The 17,902-nt window shown below is 65.9% G+C and carries 19 protein-coding genes; 6 read left to right on the forward strand and 13 right to left on the reverse strand.

Annotated features, from left to right (window positions below; translation table 11 throughout):
- Positions 1 to 172: 172 nt before the first annotated feature.
- From lon to cmoB, 5 genes are all read left to right on the forward strand, one after another.
- Positions 173 to 2,572, forward strand: coding sequence for an endopeptidase La (lon, locus tag KRX52_RS18165; protein ID WP_217683138.1), 2,400 nt, complete (start codon positions 173 to 175; stop codon positions 2,570 to 2,572).
- Positions 2,573 to 2,677: 105 nt separating this feature from the next.
- Positions 2,678 to 3,085, forward strand: coding sequence for a protease inhibitor I42 family protein (locus KRX52_RS18170; RefSeq protein WP_217683139.1), 408 nt, complete (start codon positions 2,678 to 2,680; stop codon positions 3,083 to 3,085).
- A 102-nt stretch (positions 3,086 to 3,187) separates the two neighbouring features.
- Entirely contained in the window at positions 3,188 to 3,766 is a 579-nt protein-coding gene (locus KRX52_RS18175) for a hypothetical protein (RefSeq protein ID WP_437439714.1), read from the forward strand.
- Between the two features lie 66 nt (positions 3,767 to 3,832).
- Entirely contained in the window at positions 3,833 to 4,576 is a 744-nt protein-coding gene (gene cmoA, locus KRX52_RS18180) for a carboxy-S-adenosyl-L-methionine synthase CmoA (RefSeq protein WP_437439715.1), read from the forward strand.
- The gene (gene cmoB / locus KRX52_RS18185) at positions 4,573 to 5,550 is read left to right on the forward strand and encodes a tRNA 5-methoxyuridine(34)/uridine 5-oxyacetic acid(34) synthase CmoB (RefSeq protein WP_217683141.1); all 978 of its coding nucleotides are present in this window, start codon (positions 4,573 to 4,575) and stop codon (positions 5,548 to 5,550) included. Before cmoA ends, cmoB begins: the two co-directional genes overlap by 4 nt.
- A 150-nt stretch (positions 5,551 to 5,700) precedes the next feature.
- Here cmoB and pdxJ read toward each other — a convergent pair whose 3' ends face one another.
- The 11 genes from pdxJ to rpoE form a co-directional block, all read right to left on the reverse strand.
- A complete protein-coding gene (gene pdxJ / locus KRX52_RS18190) occupies positions 5,701 to 6,444 on the reverse strand; it encodes a pyridoxine 5'-phosphate synthase (protein WP_217683142.1) in 744 nt (247 codons plus the stop codon).
- Positions 6,437 to 7,135: a DNA repair protein RecO gene (gene recO, locus KRX52_RS18195; protein WP_217683143.1), complete on the reverse strand. Its 699-nt coding sequence runs from the start codon at positions 7,133 to 7,135 to the stop codon at positions 6,437 to 6,439. Before recO ends, pdxJ begins: the two co-directional genes overlap by 8 nt.
- A 94-nt stretch (positions 7,136 to 7,229) precedes the next feature.
- Positions 7,230 to 8,132, reverse strand: coding sequence for a GTPase Era (gene era / locus KRX52_RS18200; RefSeq protein ID WP_217683144.1), 903 nt, complete (start codon positions 8,130 to 8,132; stop codon positions 7,230 to 7,232).
- Positions 8,125 to 8,814, reverse strand: a complete 690-nt coding sequence (gene rnc, locus KRX52_RS18205; RefSeq protein WP_217683145.1) for a ribonuclease III — start codon at positions 8,812 to 8,814, stop codon at positions 8,125 to 8,127. The genes era and rnc overlap by 8 nt, the downstream gene beginning before the upstream one ends.
- Positions 8,811 to 9,185 carry a DUF4845 domain-containing protein gene (locus tag KRX52_RS18210; protein ID WP_217683146.1) on the reverse strand — a complete coding sequence of 125 codons (375 nt, stop codon included), beginning with the start codon at positions 9,183 to 9,185 and terminating at the stop codon, positions 8,811 to 8,813. The genes rnc and KRX52_RS18210 overlap by 4 nt, the downstream gene beginning before the upstream one ends.
- 31 nt (positions 9,186 to 9,216) lie before the next feature.
- On the reverse strand, positions 9,217 to 10,071 hold the full coding sequence (lepB, locus tag KRX52_RS18215; protein ID WP_217683147.1) for a signal peptidase I: 855 nt from the start codon (positions 10,069 to 10,071) through the stop codon (positions 9,217 to 9,219).
- Between the two features lie 5 nt (positions 10,072 to 10,076).
- Positions 10,077 to 11,876, reverse strand: coding sequence for a translation elongation factor 4 (gene lepA, locus KRX52_RS18220; RefSeq protein WP_090313297.1), 1,800 nt, complete (start codon positions 11,874 to 11,876; stop codon positions 10,077 to 10,079).
- A 163-nt stretch (positions 11,877 to 12,039) separates the two neighbouring features.
- The gene (locus KRX52_RS18225) at positions 12,040 to 13,458 is read right to left on the reverse strand and encodes a DegQ family serine endoprotease (RefSeq protein WP_217683148.1); all 1,419 of its coding nucleotides are present in this window, start codon (positions 13,456 to 13,458) and stop codon (positions 12,040 to 12,042) included.
- A gap of 35 nt (positions 13,459 to 13,493) precedes the next feature.
- Positions 13,494 to 13,958 (reverse strand): SoxR reducing system RseC family protein, encoded by a 465-nt coding sequence (locus KRX52_RS18230; RefSeq protein WP_217683149.1) that lies wholly within the window; start codon positions 13,956 to 13,958, stop codon positions 13,494 to 13,496.
- 11 nt (positions 13,959 to 13,969) lie between these two features.
- Positions 13,970 to 14,542, reverse strand: a complete 573-nt coding sequence (locus KRX52_RS18235; RefSeq protein WP_217683150.1) for a sigma-E factor negative regulatory protein — start codon at positions 14,540 to 14,542, stop codon at positions 13,970 to 13,972.
- 30 nt (positions 14,543 to 14,572) lie between these two features.
- A complete protein-coding gene (gene rpoE, locus KRX52_RS18240) occupies positions 14,573 to 15,154 on the reverse strand; it encodes an RNA polymerase sigma factor RpoE/AlgU (protein WP_217683151.1) in 582 nt (193 codons plus the stop codon).
- A 327-nt stretch (positions 15,155 to 15,481) separates the two neighbouring features.
- On the opposite strand from rpoE, the gene nadB reads away from it, so the two are divergent.
- Complete coding sequence (nadB, locus tag KRX52_RS18245; protein WP_217683152.1) at positions 15,482 to 17,101, forward strand: L-aspartate oxidase; 1,620 nt, start codon at positions 15,482 to 15,484, stop codon at positions 17,099 to 17,101.
- On the opposite strand, the gene KRX52_RS18250 is transcribed toward nadB, so the two are convergent.
- Both KRX52_RS18250 and KRX52_RS18255 read right to left on the reverse strand, forming a co-directional pair.
- Entirely contained in the window at positions 17,086 to 17,565 is a 480-nt protein-coding gene (locus tag KRX52_RS18250; protein WP_217683153.1) for a protein YgfX, read from the reverse strand. The genes nadB and KRX52_RS18250 overlap by 16 nt on opposite strands.
- Positions 17,549 to 17,806 (reverse strand): FAD assembly factor SdhE, encoded by a 258-nt coding sequence (locus KRX52_RS18255; RefSeq protein WP_217683154.1) that lies wholly within the window; start codon positions 17,804 to 17,806, stop codon positions 17,549 to 17,551. The genes KRX52_RS18250 and KRX52_RS18255 overlap by 17 nt, the downstream gene beginning before the upstream one ends.
- Positions 17,807 to 17,902 lie beyond the last annotated feature (96 nt).

Consider the following 17,902-nt stretch of genomic DNA (forward strand, 5'->3'; position numbering starts at 1 on the left):
CCGCACCGGCAGCGGTTGTCCTGCTACCAGCCTACACCGGACAAACCGCTTGCGCTCGGCCCCCGCGGCGCGAGTCCACGCAGCACCGCGGCCGCCGGCAGGGCCACGGTTGAAATGCCCGCGCCCGTCCCCCATGTAGCTGCAATCCCCCGAATGTGCAGGAACTTCATTCATGAGCGAGCAGGACACCCCTCACGAGATCGTCGACGACGAGAGCGCGGCCAACACCGGCGTGGTGCTGCAGGGCCAGGTGCTGCCGAACCAGCTGTACATCATGCCGGTGCACAACCGCCCGTTCTTCCCGGCCCAGGTGCTGCCGATCATGGTCAACCCGGAGCACTGGGCGGAAACCCTCAAGCGGGTGGCCAAGACCGAGCACCACTGCGTGGCGCTGTTCTACATGGACAATCCGCCGGACAGCGCCGAAGACTTCGATCCGGACAGCCTGCCCACCCACGGCACCGTGGTGCGCGTGCACCACGCCAGCAAGCAGGACGACACCCTGCAGTTCGTCGCCCAGGGCCTGGCGCGGGTCCGCATCCGCAACTGGCTGAGCCGCACGCCGCCCTACCTGGTGGAGGTCGACTACCCGCGCACGCCGGCCGACCCCAGCGACGAGGTGAAGGCCTACGGCATGGCGCTGATCAACGCGATCAAGGAGCTGCTGCCGCTCAACCCGCTGTACAGCGAGGAGCTGAAGAACTACCTCAACCGCTTCAGCCCCAACGATCCCTCGCCGCTGACCGACTTCGCCGCGGCGCTGACCACCGCGCCGGGCAGCGACCTGCAGGCGGTGCTGGACACCGTGCCGGTGCTCAAGCGCATGGAGAAGGTGCTGCCGCTGCTGCGCCGCGAGGTCGAGGTTGCCAAGCTGCAGAACGAGATCAGCGCCGAGGTCAACAGCACCATCGGCAAGCGCCAGCGCGAGTTCTTCCTGCGCGAACAGCTCAAGGTGATCCAGAAGGAGCTGGGCATCACCAAGGACGACAAGAGCGCCGACAGCGAGGAATTCCGCAAGCGCCTGCACGGCAAGACGCTGCCGGCGGCGGCGCAGAAGCGCATCGACGAGGAGCTGAACAAGCTGTCGGTACTGGAGAGCGGCTCGCCGGAGTACGCGGTGACGCGCAACTATCTGGACTGGGCCACCAGCGTGCCCTGGGGCGTGCTGGGCAAGGACCAGCTGGATCTGGCGCGGGCGCGCAAGGTGCTGGACAAGCATCACGCCGGCATGGACGACATCAAGGAGCGGATCATCGAGTTCCTCGCTGTCGGCGCCTTCAAGGGCGAGATCGCCGGCTCCATCGTCCTGCTGGTCGGCCCGCCGGGGGTGGGCAAGACCAGCATCGGCAAGTCGATCGCCGAGTCGCTGGGCCGGCCGTTCTACCGCTTCAGTGTCGGCGGCATGCGCGACGAAGCCGAGATCAAGGGCCACCGCCGCACCTACATCGGCGCCCTGCCGGGCAAGCTGGTGCAGGCGTTGAAGGAGGTCGAGGTGATGAATCCGGTGATCATGCTCGACGAGATCGACAAGATGGGCACCAGCTACCAGGGCGACCCGGCCTCGGCGCTGCTGGAAACCCTCGATCCCGAGCAGAACGTCGAGTTCCTCGACCACTACCTCGACCTGCGTCTGGATCTATCCAAGGTGCTGTTCGTCTGCACTGCCAATACCCTCGACTCGATCCCAGGTCCCTTGCTCGATCGCATGGAGGTGATCCGCCTGTCCGGCTACATCGCCGAGGAGAAGCTGGCCATCGCCAAGAAGCACCTGTGGCCGCGCCAACTGGACAAGGCCGGCGTGCCCAAGGCGCGCCTGAGCATCAGCGATGCGGCACTGCGCATGGTGATCGAGGGCTACGCCCGCGAGGCCGGCGTGCGCCAGCTGGAGAAGCAGCTGGGCAAGATCGTGCGCAAGGCGGTGGTCAGGCTGCTGGAAGACCCGGCGGACACGATCAAGGTCGGACCGAAGGATCTCGAGGACTACCTGGGCATGGCGGTGTTCCGCAAGGAGACCCTGCTCGAGGGCGTCGGCATCATCACCGGGCTGGCCTGGACCAGCATGGGCGGCGCCACCCTGCCGATCGAGGCGACGCGCATCCACACCCTCAATCGCGGCTTCAAGCTGACCGGCAAGCTCGGCGAGGTGATGAAGGAGTCGGCGGAAATCGCCTACAGCTACATCAGCTCGCATCTGAAGAAGTACAAGGGCGACCCGACCTTCTTCGACCAGGCCTTCGTCCACCTGCACGTGCCGGAGGGCGCCACGCCCAAGGACGGCCCCAGCGCTGGCGTCACCATGGCCAGCGCCCTGCTGTCGCTGGCGCGCAACCAGGCGCCGAAGGCGGACGTGGCGATGACCGGCGAGCTGACCCTGACCGGCCAGGTGCTGGCCATCGGCGGGGTGCGCGAGAAGGTGATCGCGGCGCGGCGGCAGAAGATCTTCGAGCTGATCCTGCCGGAGGCCAACCGCGGCGACTTCGAGGAGCTGCCGGACTACCTGAAAGAAGGGCTGACCGTGCACTTCGCCCGGCGCTACGCCGACGTCGCCAAGGTGCTGTTCCCCGCGACCTGAGCAGCCGAGCCCGAGCGGCGGACGACACCACAGCTCGGGCTCGGAAAACCTCAGCGCAATCGGCTAGGCTGGGCCTTGTCATCAGTCATGTACGGGAGCCTGTCGATGCCCATCCTGCCTGCCCTGCGCCTGCTGCCGCTCGCCGGCCTGATCCTGCTCGGCGCCTGCGCGCAACAGGCGCCGAGCACCCTGACCCTGGACGAACAGCCACGCTATTGCGACCCGATGGAGTTGCACGAAGGCCAGGAGTTCAATCTGCGCCTGCCCAGCAACCCCACCACCGGCTTTCGCTGGGTCATGCGCGAAAACGCTGCGCCGCAGCTGAAACAGCTCGGTCCGGAGGTCTACACGACCCCGGAGGACGCCGGCGTGGTCGGCAGTGCCGGCGTCTCGACCTGGCGCTTCCGCGCCATCGCCCGCGGCGAAGCACGCCTGGAGTTGGACTATCGTCGCCCCTGGGAAAACGGCGTAGCGGCAGCCAAGCGCTTCGACTGTCGGATCTCGGTCAAGTAGTCCCGCGCCCCTGGCTCCCCCCAGCCCACCATTCGTCTCCACGCCGGGCAGGCCATCGCCAAATCGCCTATAGCAATAGTATCGGTTGTGGGTTTTTGGGGGATGGACATCATGAACAGGTATGGGCGGCAACTGTTGCTCAGTATGACCGCGCTGCTTTCCGCCTGCGGCAGTCTGCTCCCCAGCGAGCAGGCCACGGTGGGCTCGGTGTTCCGCGACTACGGGGATGCCGAAAGCCGCTACGCGCAGGCCGTCCCCGGCGTCACCAACCGTCCTGAACTGTTCTCCCTGGGCTTCGACCCCCTGGCCAACGGCAACGGTCGCCTGCTGTCGTTCCTCGACGTGCGCACCATGTTCATCCAGCCGAACATTCCCATCGACTATCTGCCGGACAGCCTGGTGACCTGCCTGCAAGCCAAGGAACGCTGCAGCGGCTATGCCTTCGAGTTCACCCAGACCGACACCCAGCGGGTCGGCAGTTTCTGGGCCGACGTGCTGAACTTCCGCAAGAACCGCGAGATGAAGGGCTGGACGTTCCGCGCGGTATTCGTGCTGGTGGACGACAAGCTGGTGCACAAGGTCAGCAACGGCGAGCCGCAGATCCGCCGCATGCAGGTCGAACGCAACCCACTGGGCCCGCTGCAGGGTGCCGGCGAGTACCTTTCCGACCAGCTGAAGTGAAGGTGCTGCGAGGCAGCCCGGCAGTCCGCTAGAATGCCGGGCTTTTCCATGCCGGAAGCGCGCGCCGTGAAGCAGATCCCCGACCGCATCTACGCCACTCCCCAAGAGCAGGTCGCCGACTTCGTGTTCAACGAGGCGGTGGTGCGGGTGTTCCCCGACATGATCAAGCGCTCGGTGCCGGGTTACCCGACCATCGTCGAGAACATCGGGGTGATCGCCAGCCAGTTCGCCCAGCCGCACAGCACGCTGTACGACCTCGGCTGCTCGCTGGGCGCGGTCAGCCAGGCGCTGCGCCGCCATGTGCAGGCCGAGGACTGCCGGGTGATCGCGGTGGACAACTCCAGCGCCATGGTCGAGCGCTGCCGCGAGTACCTGCATGCGCAGGACTCGATGTTCCAGGAACTGCTGCCGGTCGAGGTGCTTGAGGCCGACATCTGCCAGCTCGAGTTCCAGCCGGCGTCGGTGGTGGCGCTGAACTTCACCCTGCAGTTCATCCCGCGCGAGCAGCGTCGCGATCTGCTGGCGCACATCCGCCAGACGCTGCTGCCGGGGGGCGCGCTGATCCTCTCGGAGAAACTGCGCTTCGAGGATAGCGAGGAGCAGGAACTGCTCAGCGACCTGCACATCGCCTTCAAGCGCGCCAACGGCTACAGCGAACTGGAAATCGCCCAGAAACGCAGCGCCATCGAGAACGTGATGAAGCCGGACAGCCTCGCCGAACACCGCGAGCGCCTGCTCGCCGCCGGCTTCTCGAAAGTCATCCCCTGGTTCCAATGCCTGAACTTCGCCTCGCTGATCGCCCTGCCATGACCGACCTCGCCACCCGCGCCAACCTCACCGCCCTGATCGAAAAACTGCGCGGCACGCCGCTGGCTGCCTGGGCCGCCAGCCTGCCCGCCATGCTCGCCGGCAAGCTGGCCGACGGCCACGGCGACCTGCCGCGCTGGCAGGCTGCCGTCGATGCCCTGCCGCCGCTGACTGCAGAGCAGCGCGAGCTGGGCGAATGCTTTGCCCTCGCCGGAGCCTGCACCGCCGAGCAACGCACGGCGCTGGAGCAGGCGCTCAAGGGCCTGATCCCCTGGCGCAAGGGTCCCTTCGAACTGTTCGGAGTGCACGTCGACACCGAATGGCACTCGGACTGGAAGTGGGCGCGGGTCGCCCCCCATCTGGACCTGGCCGGCAAGCGCGTGCTGGATGTCGGCTGCGGCAACGGCTACTACCAGTGGCGGATGCTCGGCGCCGGCGCCGACTGCGTGGTCGGCGTCGATCCCAACTGGCTGTTCTTCTGCCAGTTCCTCGCCATGCGGAACTACCTGGCGGACCTGCCGGCCTGGCACTTGCCGCTGACTCTGGAAGAGCTGCCGGAAAAGCTCGAGGGCTTCGATACGGTGTTTTCCATGGGCGTGCTCTATCACCGCCGCTCGCCCATCGACCACCTGCTGGCACTGAAGGATTGCCTGGTCAGGGGCGGCGAACTGGTGCTGGAAACCCTGGTGGTGGAAGGCGATGTCAACACCGTGCTGGTCCCGGAAGACCGCTACGCGCAGATGCGCAACGTCTGGTTCCTGCCCTCGGTGGCGGCGCTGGAGCTGTGGCTGCGCCGCGCCGGCTTCGTCGACGTGCGCTGCGTGGACGTCAGCGTCACCAGCGTCGAGGAGCAGCGCTCGACCGAGTGGATGCGGTTCCAGTCGCTGCCGGAATTCCTCGATCCACAGGACCACAGCCGCACCCTGGAAGGCCTGCCGGCGCCGATGCGCGCCGTGGTGCTGGCGCGCAAGCCGTAATCAGGGTGCGCATGGCGCACCGCATCTCGAAGACCGCAGCCACGCAGGTAGACGACTCGTGCAGCGATCTTCTACCGACTCCTCGGCCGCAGCCTGCCCGGTAGGTAATCGCTATGCGAGCTACCTACCTGCACACCGGGCGACCGCAGCTTAGCGAGCTGCCGCAGCGACGATCAGCGCCTTCATCTCCGCCACCGCCTGCTTGAAGCCCACGAACAGCGCGTGGGCGACGATGGCGTGGCCGATGTTCAGCTCGTTGATGCCCTGGATGGCCGCAACCGCTTCCGCATTGTGGTAGTGCAAGCCATGACCGGCATTGACGATCAGACCGTGGCGCAGGCCGCACTCGACACCGTCGCGGATGCGCGCCAGCTCGCAGGCGGTTTCCGCCGGGGTGTGCGCGTCGGCATAACGACCGGTGTGCAGCTCGATGGCCGGCGCGCCGATGCGCGCGGCAGCCTCGATCTGCCGCGGATCGGCGTCGATGAACAGCGACACCTTACAGCCGATGGCCGCCAGTCGCTCGACCGCAGCCCGGATGCGCGCCTCCTGCCCAGCCACTTCGAGGCCACCTTCGGTGGTCAGCTCCTGGCGAGTCTCCGGGACGAAGCAGGCGTGCGCCGGGCGGATCTGCTCGGCGAAGGCGAGCATCTCCTCGGTGACGCCCATCTCGAAGTTCATCCGCGTCTGCAGCACTTCGGCCAGTACGCGCACGTCGCGGTCCTGGATGTGCCGGCGATCCTCGCGCAGGTGCACGGTGATGCCGTCGGCACCGGCTTCCTCGGCATCCAGCGCGGCTTTCACCGGATCGGGATAGCGGGTACCACGGGCCTGGCGCAGAGTGGCGATGTGGTCGATGTTGACACCCAGCAGGATGCGGTTGGCTTCAGTCACGACGGGACTCCTTGCGATTGTTGAACAGCTCGCGGCTGACCAGCGGCCGGCCGCCCAGATGCGGCGCCAGCGCCTGGCGCATCAGCCGCTTGGCCGCGCTCAGGGCGCCCGGCTGCCCCCAGTCGGCCTCGGCCAGCGCCAGCAGCTCGCCGCCGTGGAACAGCCCCGGTTGCTGCTGGGTGACCGGCTGAAAGCCCAGCTCAGGCTGCCACTGGTACAGCGCCTCGGGATCGACCGGCTGCCCCTGGCAGTCGCGGTCGAGAGCGAAACCATAGCCCAGATCATCCAGCAGTCGCCATTCGAAGGCACGCAGCAGCGGCTCCAGCGCGCGGCCGGCGGCCAGCGCGGCGAGGGTCGCGGCGTAGTGATCGAACAGCGCAGGATGGGGGTCTTGCGCCGGCAGCAGGCGCACCAGCAGCTCGTTGAGATACAGGCCGCTGAACAGCGCATGGCCAGAGAGCAGGTAGGGAATGCCGGCACTTTCCAGCCGGGCGACGTTCGGCAGCTCGCCGCGGCCGCGCAACTCCAGCTCCAGCGACACGAACGGCCGCGCCAGCGTGCCGGCCTTGCCCCGCGCACCGCGCAACACCGCGCGCAGACGCCCTTCCGGAGTCAGGAAATCCACCAGGGCGCTGGTTTCCTTGTACGCGCGGGAGTGCAGGACAAAGGCGGGACAGGGGGCAGCGATCATGTCAACCGTAGGGTGCGCCATGCGCACCGGCGAAAGCCTGGACAGCGCCACAGGTGCGCATGGCGCACCCTAGCGGAGCGGTTGGAGTCGCAGCTCAGATGTCGCCGTAGCCCAGCGAGCGCAGGGCGCGTTCGTCGTCGGACCAGCCGCTCTTCACCTTGACCCACAGGTTGAGCATGACCTTGCTGCCGAACAGCTCTTCCATGTCGCGGCGGGCGTCCTGGCCGATGCGCTTGATGCGCTCGCCCTTGTCGCCGATGATGATCTTCTTCTGCCCGTCGCGCTCGACCAGGATCAGCGCGTGGATGTGCAGCACGCGGCCCTGCTGCTGGAACTGCTCGATCTCCACGGTGACCTGGTAGGGCACCTCGGCGCCCAGCTGGCGCATGACCTTCTCGCGGACCAGCTCGGCAGCGAGGAAGCGCGAGCTGCGGTCGGTCAGCTGGTCTTCCTCGAAGAAGTGCTCGCCTTCGGGCAGGTGCTTGGCCACCAGCGCCTCGAGGGTGTCGAGGCTCTGCCCGTGCAGCGCGGAGATCGGCACGATCTCCGCGTTGGGCAGCTGCTCGGCCAGCCACTTGAGGTGCGGCAGCAGCTCGGCCTTGTCCTCGAGGCGGTCGATCTTGTTGACCACCAGCAGCAGCGGGCCCTCGACGAATTTGACCCGGTCGAGGACCATCTGATCCTCCTCGGTCCAGCGCGTACGGTCGACGACGAAGATCACCACGTCGACGTCCTTCAGCGCCGCGCTGGCGCTGCGGTTCATGTAGCGGTTGAGCGCCTTGTCGTTGTCCTTGTGCATGCCGGGGGTGTCGACGTAGATCGCCTGCACCGGCCCTTCGGTCTTGATACCGAGCAAGGTGTGCCGGGTGGTCTGCGGCTTGCGCGAGGTGATCGCCAGCTTCTGGCCGAGGATATGGTTGAGCAGGGTCGACTTGCCGACATTCGGCCGGCCGACGATGGCCACGTAGCCGCAACGGCTCGGCAGGGATTCAGTCATTGCCATTCTCCACGCCCAGGGCCACCAGTGCTGCAGCCGCCGCCACCTGTTCGGCGATACGACGGCTAGCACCCTGGCCACGGGTCTTTTGATTGAGCAGGGCAATCTCGCATTCGACGAAGAAGGTCCGGCAATGCGGCTCACCCTGGATATCCACCACATCGTAGCGCGGCAGTTCACAGCCACGCGATTGCAGGAACTCCTGCAGGCGGGTTTTCGGATCCTTGTTGGTATCGACCAGGGTCAGCTCGTCGAAATAGGGTGCCAGCCAGGCCAGCACGCGATCGCGCGCCGCCTCCATGCCGGTGTCCAGATAGATGGCGCCGATCAGCGCCTCGGTGGCGTCGGCGAGGATCGATTCGCGGCGGAAACCGCCGCTCTTCAGCTCGCCGGAGCCCAGACGCAGGTATTCGCCGAGATCGAAGACCAGCGCCAGACGCGCCAGGGTCTCGCCCTTCACCAGCCGCGCACGCAGGCGTGACAACTGACCTTCGCGCGCCTGGGGAAAGCGCTTGAACAGCGCCTCGCCGACCACGAAGTTGAGGATGGCATCGCCGAGGAACTCCAGCCGCTCGTTGTTGCGGCCGGCAAAGCTTCGGTGGGTCAGGGCCAGGACCATCAGTTCAGGGTCCTGGAATTTATAGCCGAGCCGACGCTCGAGTCGTTGCAGGGGATTACTCACGGGGCACGGACACGGTATTCGCGGTCAAAGTGGACAACCAGGTCGAGGTTTTCGATCAGCGGCTCGCGCTTCTCGTATTTGAGGTGGGCGTAGAACTCATTGTTTTCCATGCGCACTTCCAGCGCCTTGCGCAGGTCGAGATCGATGCTATTGACCTGGTTGGCGCGACGCACATGCTCGTAAAACTCTGCAGGGGAGCGAATGTCCAGAGCCTTTTCGGCTTCAACACCAGTAATGGTTTTCTGCAGCGCGAAGAAGTCGAAATAATGCGGCAGGACCTTGAAGGCCGTGCTGGCGAGGAAGCCCACCACGCACAATACAACCAGCCAGCTCAACATCGACAAGCCTTTCTGCGAACGTGCAAATTTCATGATCGACCTCGTATCCGGGAGGATTCAACGCTCAATGGATCAGCCCGACCCGCGCGAACGTCGGCAGGTGGCTGAGCTTGGGCTCCGGCCAGCTCATCCACACGGCGAACGCCTTGCCGACGATGTTGCGGTCCGGAACCATGCCATGCAGCGCAAGCGGAATTGCCGGATCGTTCCAATAACGGCTGTCGTTGGAGTTGTCGCGGTTGTCGCCCATCATGAAGTAGTAGCCGGCCGGCACCACCCACTCACGGTCAGGTTCGATGCGGTAACGGCGCATTTCCTTGCGCACCTGATGCTCGACCTCGCCCAGCTTCTCGCTGAACAGGCGGGCACTGCCGAGGCTGCCGGGCTCGTCGCCGAGCAGCGTCTCGGCCACCGGCTGACCGTTGACGAACAGACGCTTGTCGCTGCTGTAGCGCACATGATCGCCCGGCAGGCCGACCACGCGCTTGATGTAGTTCACGGCTGGATCGCTCGGGTAGCGGAACACCATCACATCGCCGCGCTGCGGGTTGCCGACCTCGATCACCTTGCTGTCCAGCACCGGCAGACGGATGCCGTAGGAGAACTTGTTGACCAGGATGAAGTCGCCGACCTCGAGGGTCGGCTTCATCGAGCCCGACGGGATCTGGAACGGCTCGACCAGGAACGAGCGCAGCACCAGCACCAGCGCCAACACCGGGAAGAACGACTTGCCGTACTCCACCATCACCGGCTCGCGCGCCAGCTTCTGCAGCACCTGCGGATCGACCTGACTCACGCTGCCCTGGTAGGCGGCGATGGCTGTACGTCGCCGCGGGGCGAGGAGCAGCAGGTCGATCAGCGCCAGCACGCCGCATACGGCGACGGCGATCACCAACAACAACGGAAAGTTCAGAGTCATGGGCCTTAGCTATCCACCTTGAGCACGGCAAGGAAGGCTTCCTGCGGAATTTCCACACTGCCGACCTGCTTCATCCTTTTCTTACCAGCCTTCTGCTTCTCCAGCAGCTTGCGCTTGCGGCTGACGTCGCCGCCGTAGCACTTGGCCAGCACGTTCTTCCTGAGTGCCTTGACAGTCGAGCGAGCGACCACCTGGCCGCCGATGGCCGCCTGGATCGCCACGTCGAACATCTGCCGCGGGATCAGTTCCTTCATCTTCTCCACCAGCTGACGGCCCTTGTAGGCCGCGTTGTCGCGGTGGACGATCAGCGCCAGGGCATCGACCCGCTCGCCGTTGATCAGCACGTCCAGGCGTACCAGGTTGGCGGCCTGGAAGCGGTCGAAACCATAATCCAGCGAGGCATAGCCGCGACTGGCCGACTTCAGACGGTCGAAGAAGTCGAGCACCACCTCGTTCATCGGCAGATCATAACTGACCTGAACCTGGCTGCCGAGGAAGTGCATGTCGCGCTGCACGCCACGCTTCTCGATGCACAGGGTGATCACGCTGCCCAGGTGGGTCTGCGGCACCAGGATGTTGGCGCGGCAGATCGGCTCGCGCATCTCCTCGATCGACGACAGGTCGGGCAGCTTGGACGGGTTGTCGACATACACGGTGTCGCCGTTCTTCAGCACCACCTCGAACACCACGGTCGGCGCGGTGGTGATCAGGTCCAGGTCGTACTCGCGCTCGAGGCGCTCCTGGATGATCTCCATGTGCAGCATGCCGAGGAAACCGATGCGGAAGCCGAAGCCCAGCGCATCCGAGCTTTCCGGCTCGTACTGCAGCGCGGCGTCGTTGAGGGTGAGCTTCTCCAGGGCGTCGCGGAAGTTCTCGAAGTCGTCCGAGCTGACCGGGAACAGGCCGGCGTAGACCTGCGGCTTGACCCGCTTGAAACCGGGCAGCACGTCGACGTCCGGGGTATTGGACAGGGTCAGGGTGTCGCCGACCGGCGCGCCCTGGATCTCCTTGATGCCGGCGATGATGAAGCCCACTTCGCCAGCCTTGAGGTCGGCGGTGGTGGTGTGCTTGGGCGTGTAGACGCCGACGCTGTCGACCTGGTGGACCTTGCCGGTCGACTTGACGAGGATCTTGTCGCCCTTCTTGACCCGGCCGTGGCGCACGCGCACCAGCGAGACCACGCCCAGGTAGTTGTCGAACCAGGAGTCGATGATCAGCGCCTGCAGCGGCGCCTCGATCTCGCCGGTCGGCGGCGGAATGACCTCGACCAAACGCTCGAGCACGTCGATCACGCCCATGCCGCTCTTGGCACTGCAGGCCACGGCATCGGTGGCGTCGATGCCGATGATGTGCTCGATCTCTTCCTTGACCCGCTCCGGCTCGGCCTGGGGCAGGTCCATCTTGTTCAGCACCGGCATCACTTCGAGGCCCTGTTCGATGGCCGTGTAGCAGTTGGCTACCGACTGCGCCTCGACGCCCTGGCCGGCGTCCACCACCAGCAGCGCCCCCTCGCAGGCCGCCAGCGAGCGGCTGACTTCATAGGTGAAGTCGACGTGGCCGGGAGTGTCGATGAAGTTCAACTGGTAGGTTTTGCCGTCCTGCGCGTTGTAGTGCAGGGTCACGCTGTGCGCCTTGATGGTGATGCCGCGCTCGCGCTCGAGATCCATGGAGTCCAGCACCTGGGCCTCCATCTCGCGATCGGCCAGGCCGCCGCAGATCTGGATGAAGCGGTCGGCCAAGGTCGACTTGCCATGGTCGATGTGGGCAATGATGGAGAAATTGCGGATATGGCTCAGATCACTCACGGGCTCAACACTCAGGGAGCGCGGGCCGAGCCCGCCGAAAATAGCCAAGAAGTTTACCTGATCGCCCGAGCGGGGTCACCCACGCTTCGGTGGATGCCGACAGGAACACGCAGAAACGACAAAGGGGCGAATTCCTCGCCCCTTTGCCTACCCGCGGCCGCCCTTACTCGGACAGCTTGAAGGTGATGAAGCTGGCGCGGCCCTGACGCAGCACGCGCATCGACACGCTGCGATTCTTCGGCAACGCCTCGGCCACCTTGCCGAAGGTCTTGGCCGAATCGATCGACTGGTTGTTCAAGTGGGTAATGACATCCCCCGGACGCAGGCCGATCAGCGCCGCCGGGCCATTCTGCACTTCGCGGATCAGCGCCCCGCCCTGCAGCTCGAGGGCCTGCTTCTGCTCCGCGGTGAGGTCGACCACCGCCACCCCCAGACGATTGCTGCTGCGCGCCGGTCCCTCTTCGGCCCCGGCAGCGGCGACATCATCCCCTTCCTCCGGCAGCGCGCCCACCGCCATACTCAGCTGCTTGCGGGCGCCTGCGCGCACCACGTCCAGCGTCACCTGGGTTCCCGGCTTGAGGTTGCCGACCAGGTGCGGCAGATCGGCAGACACCACGATCGGCTTGCCGTCGAGCGACAGGATTACGTCCCCCACCTGCAGGCCACCCTTGGCACCCGGACTACCCTCCAGCACCTGGGCCACCAGCGCGCCGGCCGGCTTGTCCAGCCCGAAGGTTTCCGCCAGATCCTTGCTGACTTCCTGAATCACCACCCCCAGCCAGCCACGGCTGACCTTGCCTTGCGCCTTGAGCTGGTCGGCGACGTTCATCGCCACATCGATCGGGATGGCGAACGACAGCCCCATGAAGCCGCCGGAGCGAGTGAAGATCTGCGAGTTGATACCGACCACTTCGCCATCCAGGTTGAACAGCGGACCACCGGAGTTGCCGGGATTGATCGCCACGTCGGTCTGGATGAACGGCACATAGTTCTCGTCCGGCAGGCTGCGGCCCTTGGCGCTGACGATACCGGCGGTGACCGAGTGATCGAAGCCGAACGGCGAACCGATGGCTACCACCCACTCGCCCACTTTCAGCACCTCCGACTTGCCCAGCTTGACGGTCGGCAGGTTCTTGCCCTCGACCTTGAGCAGGGCCACGTCGGTGCGCGCGTCGGCGCCGATCAGCTTGGCCTGCAGTTCGCTGCGGTCGGACAGCCGCACGATGATCTCGTCGGCGTCGGCCACCACGTGATTGTTGGTCAGCACATAGCCGTCGGCCGAGATGATGAAGCCAGAGCCCAGTGATTGCGCCTCGCGCTTGCGCTGCTGCCCCGGCGGCATCTGCGGGATGCTGCGTTCGAAGAACTCGCGGAACATCGGCGGCAGACCTTCCAGGTCCGGCATCTGCTGCATGCCGGCGGCCTGGGTCGGGATGGCCTGCCGGGTACTGATGTTCACCACCGCAGGCGAAGCCTGCTCGACCAGCTCGGTGAACTCGGGCAGCTGGGCATTGGCAACCAGCATCTGAGCCATCGCCAGCACGGCGACCAGTGCAATCGTGGTGCGTTTCAGGATACGCATGAATCTTGGACTCCCTTTGAGATCGACAACGGAGATCAACGGTCTTCCACAGGCATGGCGCAGACGGCCAGCTGCGCACGCAGAACCACTGGCTGCATGGCGGGATCGTCCACGCCCCGCCGACTGCACCCGCGCACCCGCCACCACACCGCGAAAAACCCGCCGAGGGCTAGCAGAATGACAAAAGCTTCAGGCAACGCCAACCATTGTGCCAGCATGGCGCCGGCAAACAGGCCCAGCAATGGCAGCAGGTAGACCTGCAGGGAACTGCGCAGCAGCAGATCCTCGCGAATGCCGATGACCACGCCGTCGCCGACAGCCAGCTGCAGATCGGTCAACGCCCGCACGTAACCACGACGCTGACCTACCCCCAGCTTCTCCATCAACCCCTGCCCGCAGCCGGCATTCGCCGAGCAGGCGGAACAGGTACTGCGGCGCAGGGTTTCCACCCACACCGCGCCCTCCTCGATCGAGACAACCCGCCCCGACTCCTCGATCATGCTGGCAACACTCAGCGCGATCCAGGCTGATCGACGGGCGCGGCCTCGACCTTGCGCGGTACTTCGCGCAGGATCTGTGCCTCGTCGACGGCCGGCTGCTGCGCCTGCTCCTCGCCGGCAGGTGCCGGGAAACTGGCCAGCACGGCCGGACCTTGCGGCGCACTCACCACCGGCAGCAACGGCTGCACCGGCGCTGCCGGCTGAGCCTGCTGGGCCAGCTGCGGCGCCATGCCGGCAGCATCGTCCTGGCTGTTGTAGAAGCGCACGCCGGCCAGCACGGCCAGGGTCACCGAAGCGGCCACCGCCAGACGACCGACCTGCTGCCACAGACTCTTGGCCTGAACGACCGGCGCCGGAGCCGGAGCCGCTTCGGCCGCGATGGCCGCGGACACCGCGGCGGCCAGATCCAGCCCCGGCATCACGGTCTGCTTGTGCATCACCGAACGCGCCAGCTGGTAACGCCCCCAGCGCGCGCGCACCTCGGGATCCTCCCCGGTAGCCGCGAGCACGCGACGCAGCTCCAGCTCATCGGCTTCACCGTCCATCACGGCGGATACCGATTCCCCCAGGACTTCACGACTCATGGTATTCCTCTCTTGGCTTTCGCCGGGTTTTCAGCCCTCGTGCAGCAGCGGCTGCAAGGCCTTGTCGATCGCTTCACGCGCCCGGAAGATCCGCGAGCGCACCGTCCCCACCGGACACTGCATGGCAGTGGCAATTTCCTCGTAACTCAACCCCTCGAACTCGCGCAGGGTCAAGGCCGTGCGCAGATCCTCGGGCAACTGCTGAATCGTGCGGTGCACCGTGGCCTCGATCTCATCGCGCAGCAGCGCGCGCTCCGGTGTTTCGAGGTCCTTGAGGGCATGATCGCCTTCGAAGAACTCGGCATTCTCGGCGCTGACATCGCTGTCCGGCGGCCGCCGACCCCGCGCCACCAGATGGTTCTTCGCCGTGTTCACCGCAATGCGGTACAGCCAGGTGTAGAAAGCACTGTCACCACGGAAATTGCCCAGCGCCCGGTAAGCCTTGATGAAGGCTTCCTGCGCCACATCCTGGGCTTCCTGGGGATCGTGCACGAAGCGCACGATCAGCCCGAGTATCTTGTGCTGGTACTTGAGCACCAGCAGATCGAACGCACGCTTGTCACCGCGCTGGACCCGCTCGACCAGCTGCTGATCCGATTCCTGGGTTTGCATTCATGCTCCTCTGAACGTCCGCAGAGCCTTTGCGCGACCCAGTGAGCCCAACCTGCTTAATAGACTCGGGTCCTGCACAAAAGTTCGTGTCTGCGAACAGCTTTTCCCCGAGACCGCGGAGGCTGGGGTACGGAATTCGTGCCGGGTGCCGGTGCACCCTGCGGGGTTGAATCTGCACTGTAAAAAAGCGCATGGCAGGACGTGACACACCCGCTGATTGCCCTGCGGGCAACCTTGCTAAGAGCGCAGATATCCTTTCAAGTTCAGTTATATTGTGCCGCTTGCCCCTTCTATATACTAGGCACGACATTCAGCGGAACGGCGCCCATGAGCCAACACTATCAGCACGACGTCCTCGTCATTGGCAGCGGCGGCGCAGGCCTGTCCCTGGCCCTCAACCTGCCAGCACACCTGCGGGTGGCCGTGCTGAGCAAGGGCGACCTTGCCGGCGGCTCCACCTACTGGGCGCAGGGCGGCGTAGCGGCGGTGCTGGACGACAGCGACAACGTCGAGTCGCACGTGCAGGACACCCTGACCGCTGGCGCCGGCCTGTGCCGCGAGGACGCCGTGCGCTTCACCGTCGAGCACAGCCGCGAGGCGATCCAGTGGCTGATCGACCAGGGCGTGCCCTTCACCCCCGACGAGGAACACCACGAGGGCGACCGCGGCTTCGCCTTCCACCTGACCCGCGAGGGCGGCCACAGCCACCGGCGCATCATCCATGCTGCCGACGCTACCGGCACGGCGATCTTCAACACCCTGCTGGCGCGGGCGCGACAATGTCCGAACATCGAGCTGCTCGAACAGCGCGTTGCGGTCGACCTGATCACCGAGCGCAAGCTCGGCGGCAAGGGCCGGCGCTGCCTCGGCGCCTACGTGCTCAACCGCGCCAGCGGCGAGGTCGACACCTTCTGCGCCCGCTTCGTGATCCTCGCCACCGGCGGCGCGGCCAAGGTCTACCTGTACACCAGCAATCCGGACGGCACCTGCGGCGACGGCATCGCCATGGCCTGGCGCGCTGGCTGCCGGGTCGGCAACCTGGAGTTCAACCAGTTCCACCCGACCTGCCTGTACCACCCGCAGGCGAAGAACTTCCTGATCACCGAGGCGCTGCGCGGCGAAGGCGGCCTGCTCAAGCTGCCCAACGGCGAGCGCTTCATGGAACGCTTCGACCCGCGCGCCGAACTGGCGCCGCGCGACATCGTCGCCCGCGCCATCGACCACGAGATGAAACGCCTGGGCATCGACTGCGTGTACCTGGACATCAGCCACAAGCCGGCCGAGTTCATCAAGAACCACTTCCCCACCGTCTACGAGCGCTGCCTGCAATACGGCATCGACATCACCCGCCAGCCGATTCCGGTGGTGCCGGCCGCGCACTACACCTGCGGCGGCGTGGTGGTCGACAGCCGCGGCCACAGCGACGTGCCCGGCCTGTACGCCATCGGCGAGACCAGCTTCACCGGCCTGCACGGCGCCAACCGGCTGGCCAGCAACTCGCTGCTGGAGTGCTTCGTCTATGCCCGCTCGGCGGCCGCCGACATCGTCAGCCAACTGGAGCGGGTGGCCATGCCGCAGCAGCTGCCGACCTGGGACGCCAGCCAGGTCACCGACTCCGACGAGGACGTGATCATCGCGCACAACTGGGACGAGCTGCGGCGCTTCATGTGGGACTACGTCGGCATCGTGCGCACCAACAAGCGCCTGCAGCGCGCCCAGCACCGCGTACGCCTGCTGCTCAGTGAGATCGACGAGTTCTACAGCAACTACAAGGTCAGCCGCGACCTGATCGAGCTGAGAAACCTGGCCCAGGTCGCCGACCTGATGATCCAGTCGGCCATGCTGCGCAAAGAGAGCCGCGGCCTGCACTTCACGCTGGACTATCCGGGGCAGCTGGCCAAGCCCGGCGACACCATCCTGGTCCCGCCGGGCTATTTGCCCAGCTGATCGCCAGCACCCTCGTCGACCGCCGACCAGCGTCGGCGGCTGAACTTCAGGCGCACGCGCAGGCGACGGTGCCAGTCCCGCTCCAAGCTGTCGGCGGGAATGCACAGGCCGCGGGCGAACCACTGCCCCGGCCGGCGAAACTGCAGGATCACCGCCTGCGGCAAGGCCAGACTGCCCGGGAGCAACTGCACCGCCACCCAGCCCCCGGCAGCATTGCGCAGCTGCCAGCCCTGCCGATCATGGCGCAGGCCGGTGAATGCGGCAGGATGGGTCAGGAGCACGGCACGCGGCAAGGTCCACGCCGCATGCACCAGGCACAGCACAACGCCGGCGGCACGCACCCAGCCCGGCACGGCGGCGGTCGCCAGGGCCAGCAGGGCCAACCCCAGCGCCGCTAGATAGAGTGCCAGCAGGCGCCGCGACGGCCGCCAGTGGCACTCGAAGGGCTCACTTCGGCTGGACACGATCCAGGATCAGTCGAATCATGCGGGCGTGATCCGGGCTCTCGGGCACGCTGTAGCCCATGAACCAGCTGAACAGATCCGGATCCTCGCACTTGAGCAGCTGGCGAAAGCGCTCCTGATCCGCCGCATCCAGTTGCGGAAAGGCCTCGTCGAGGAACGGCTTGAACAGCACGTCCAGCTCCAGCATGCCGCGCCGGCATTCCCACTGCAGTCGCTTCAGTTCGATATTTTCTTCGGTCATCTCGGCCTCCTCGGCATCGACCGGCATTATAACGAGGCATCGACCGGCCGCCAGCCTTACCCCTGCGGCTGACAAGCGCCGGCAGGCAGCTCTATC

The organism is Geopseudomonas aromaticivorans (assembly GCF_019097855.1).
Classification (GTDB): Bacteria; Pseudomonadota; Gammaproteobacteria; order Pseudomonadales; family Pseudomonadaceae; genus Geopseudomonas; species Geopseudomonas aromaticivorans.

What these genes read in the sequence shown, in the direction of transcription:
- lon (WP_217683138.1), top strand. Translation starts at nt 173, where the DNA reads ATGAGCGAGCAGGACACCCCTCACGAGATCGTCGACGACGAGAGCGCG.
- KRX52_RS18170 (WP_217683139.1), top strand. Translation starts at nt 2,678, where the DNA reads ATGCCCATCCTGCCTGCCCTGCGCCTGCTGCCGCTCGCCGGCCTGATC.
- KRX52_RS18175 (WP_437439714.1), top strand. Translation starts at nt 3,188, where the DNA reads ATGGACATCATGAACAGGTATGGGCGGCAACTGTTGCTCAGTATGACC.
- cmoB (WP_217683141.1), top strand. Translation starts at nt 4,573, where the DNA reads ATGACCGACCTCGCCACCCGCGCCAACCTCACCGCCCTGATCGAAAAA.
- recO (WP_217683143.1), bottom strand. Translation starts at nt 7,135, where the DNA reads ATGATCGCTGCCCCCTGTCCCGCCTTTGTCCTGCACTCCCGCGCGTAC.
- era (WP_217683144.1), bottom strand. Translation starts at nt 8,132, where the DNA reads ATGACTGAATCCCTGCCGAGCCGTTGCGGCTACGTGGCCATCGTCGGC.
- KRX52_RS18210 (WP_217683146.1), bottom strand. Translation starts at nt 9,185, where the DNA reads ATGAAATTTGCACGTTCGCAGAAAGGCTTGTCGATGTTGAGCTGGCTG.
- lepB (WP_217683147.1), bottom strand. Translation starts at nt 10,071, where the DNA reads ATGACTCTGAACTTTCCGTTGTTGTTGGTGATCGCCGTCGCCGTATGC.
- KRX52_RS18225 (WP_217683148.1), bottom strand. Translation starts at nt 13,458, where the DNA reads ATGCGTATCCTGAAACGCACCACGATTGCACTGGTCGCCGTGCTGGCG.
- KRX52_RS18230 (WP_217683149.1), bottom strand. Translation starts at nt 13,958, where the DNA reads ATGATCGAGGAGTCGGGGCGGGTTGTCTCGATCGAGGAGGGCGCGGTG.
- KRX52_RS18235 (WP_217683150.1), bottom strand. Translation starts at nt 14,542, where the DNA reads ATGAGTCGTGAAGTCCTGGGGGAATCGGTATCCGCCGTGATGGACGGT.
- rpoE (WP_217683151.1), bottom strand. Translation starts at nt 15,154, where the DNA reads ATGCAAACCCAGGAATCGGATCAGCAGCTGGTCGAGCGGGTCCAGCGC.
- nadB (WP_217683152.1), top strand. Translation starts at nt 15,482, where the DNA reads ATGAGCCAACACTATCAGCACGACGTCCTCGTCATTGGCAGCGGCGGC.
- KRX52_RS18255 (WP_217683154.1), bottom strand. Translation starts at nt 17,806, where the DNA reads ATGACCGAAGAAAATATCGAACTGAAGCGACTGCAGTGGGAATGCCGG.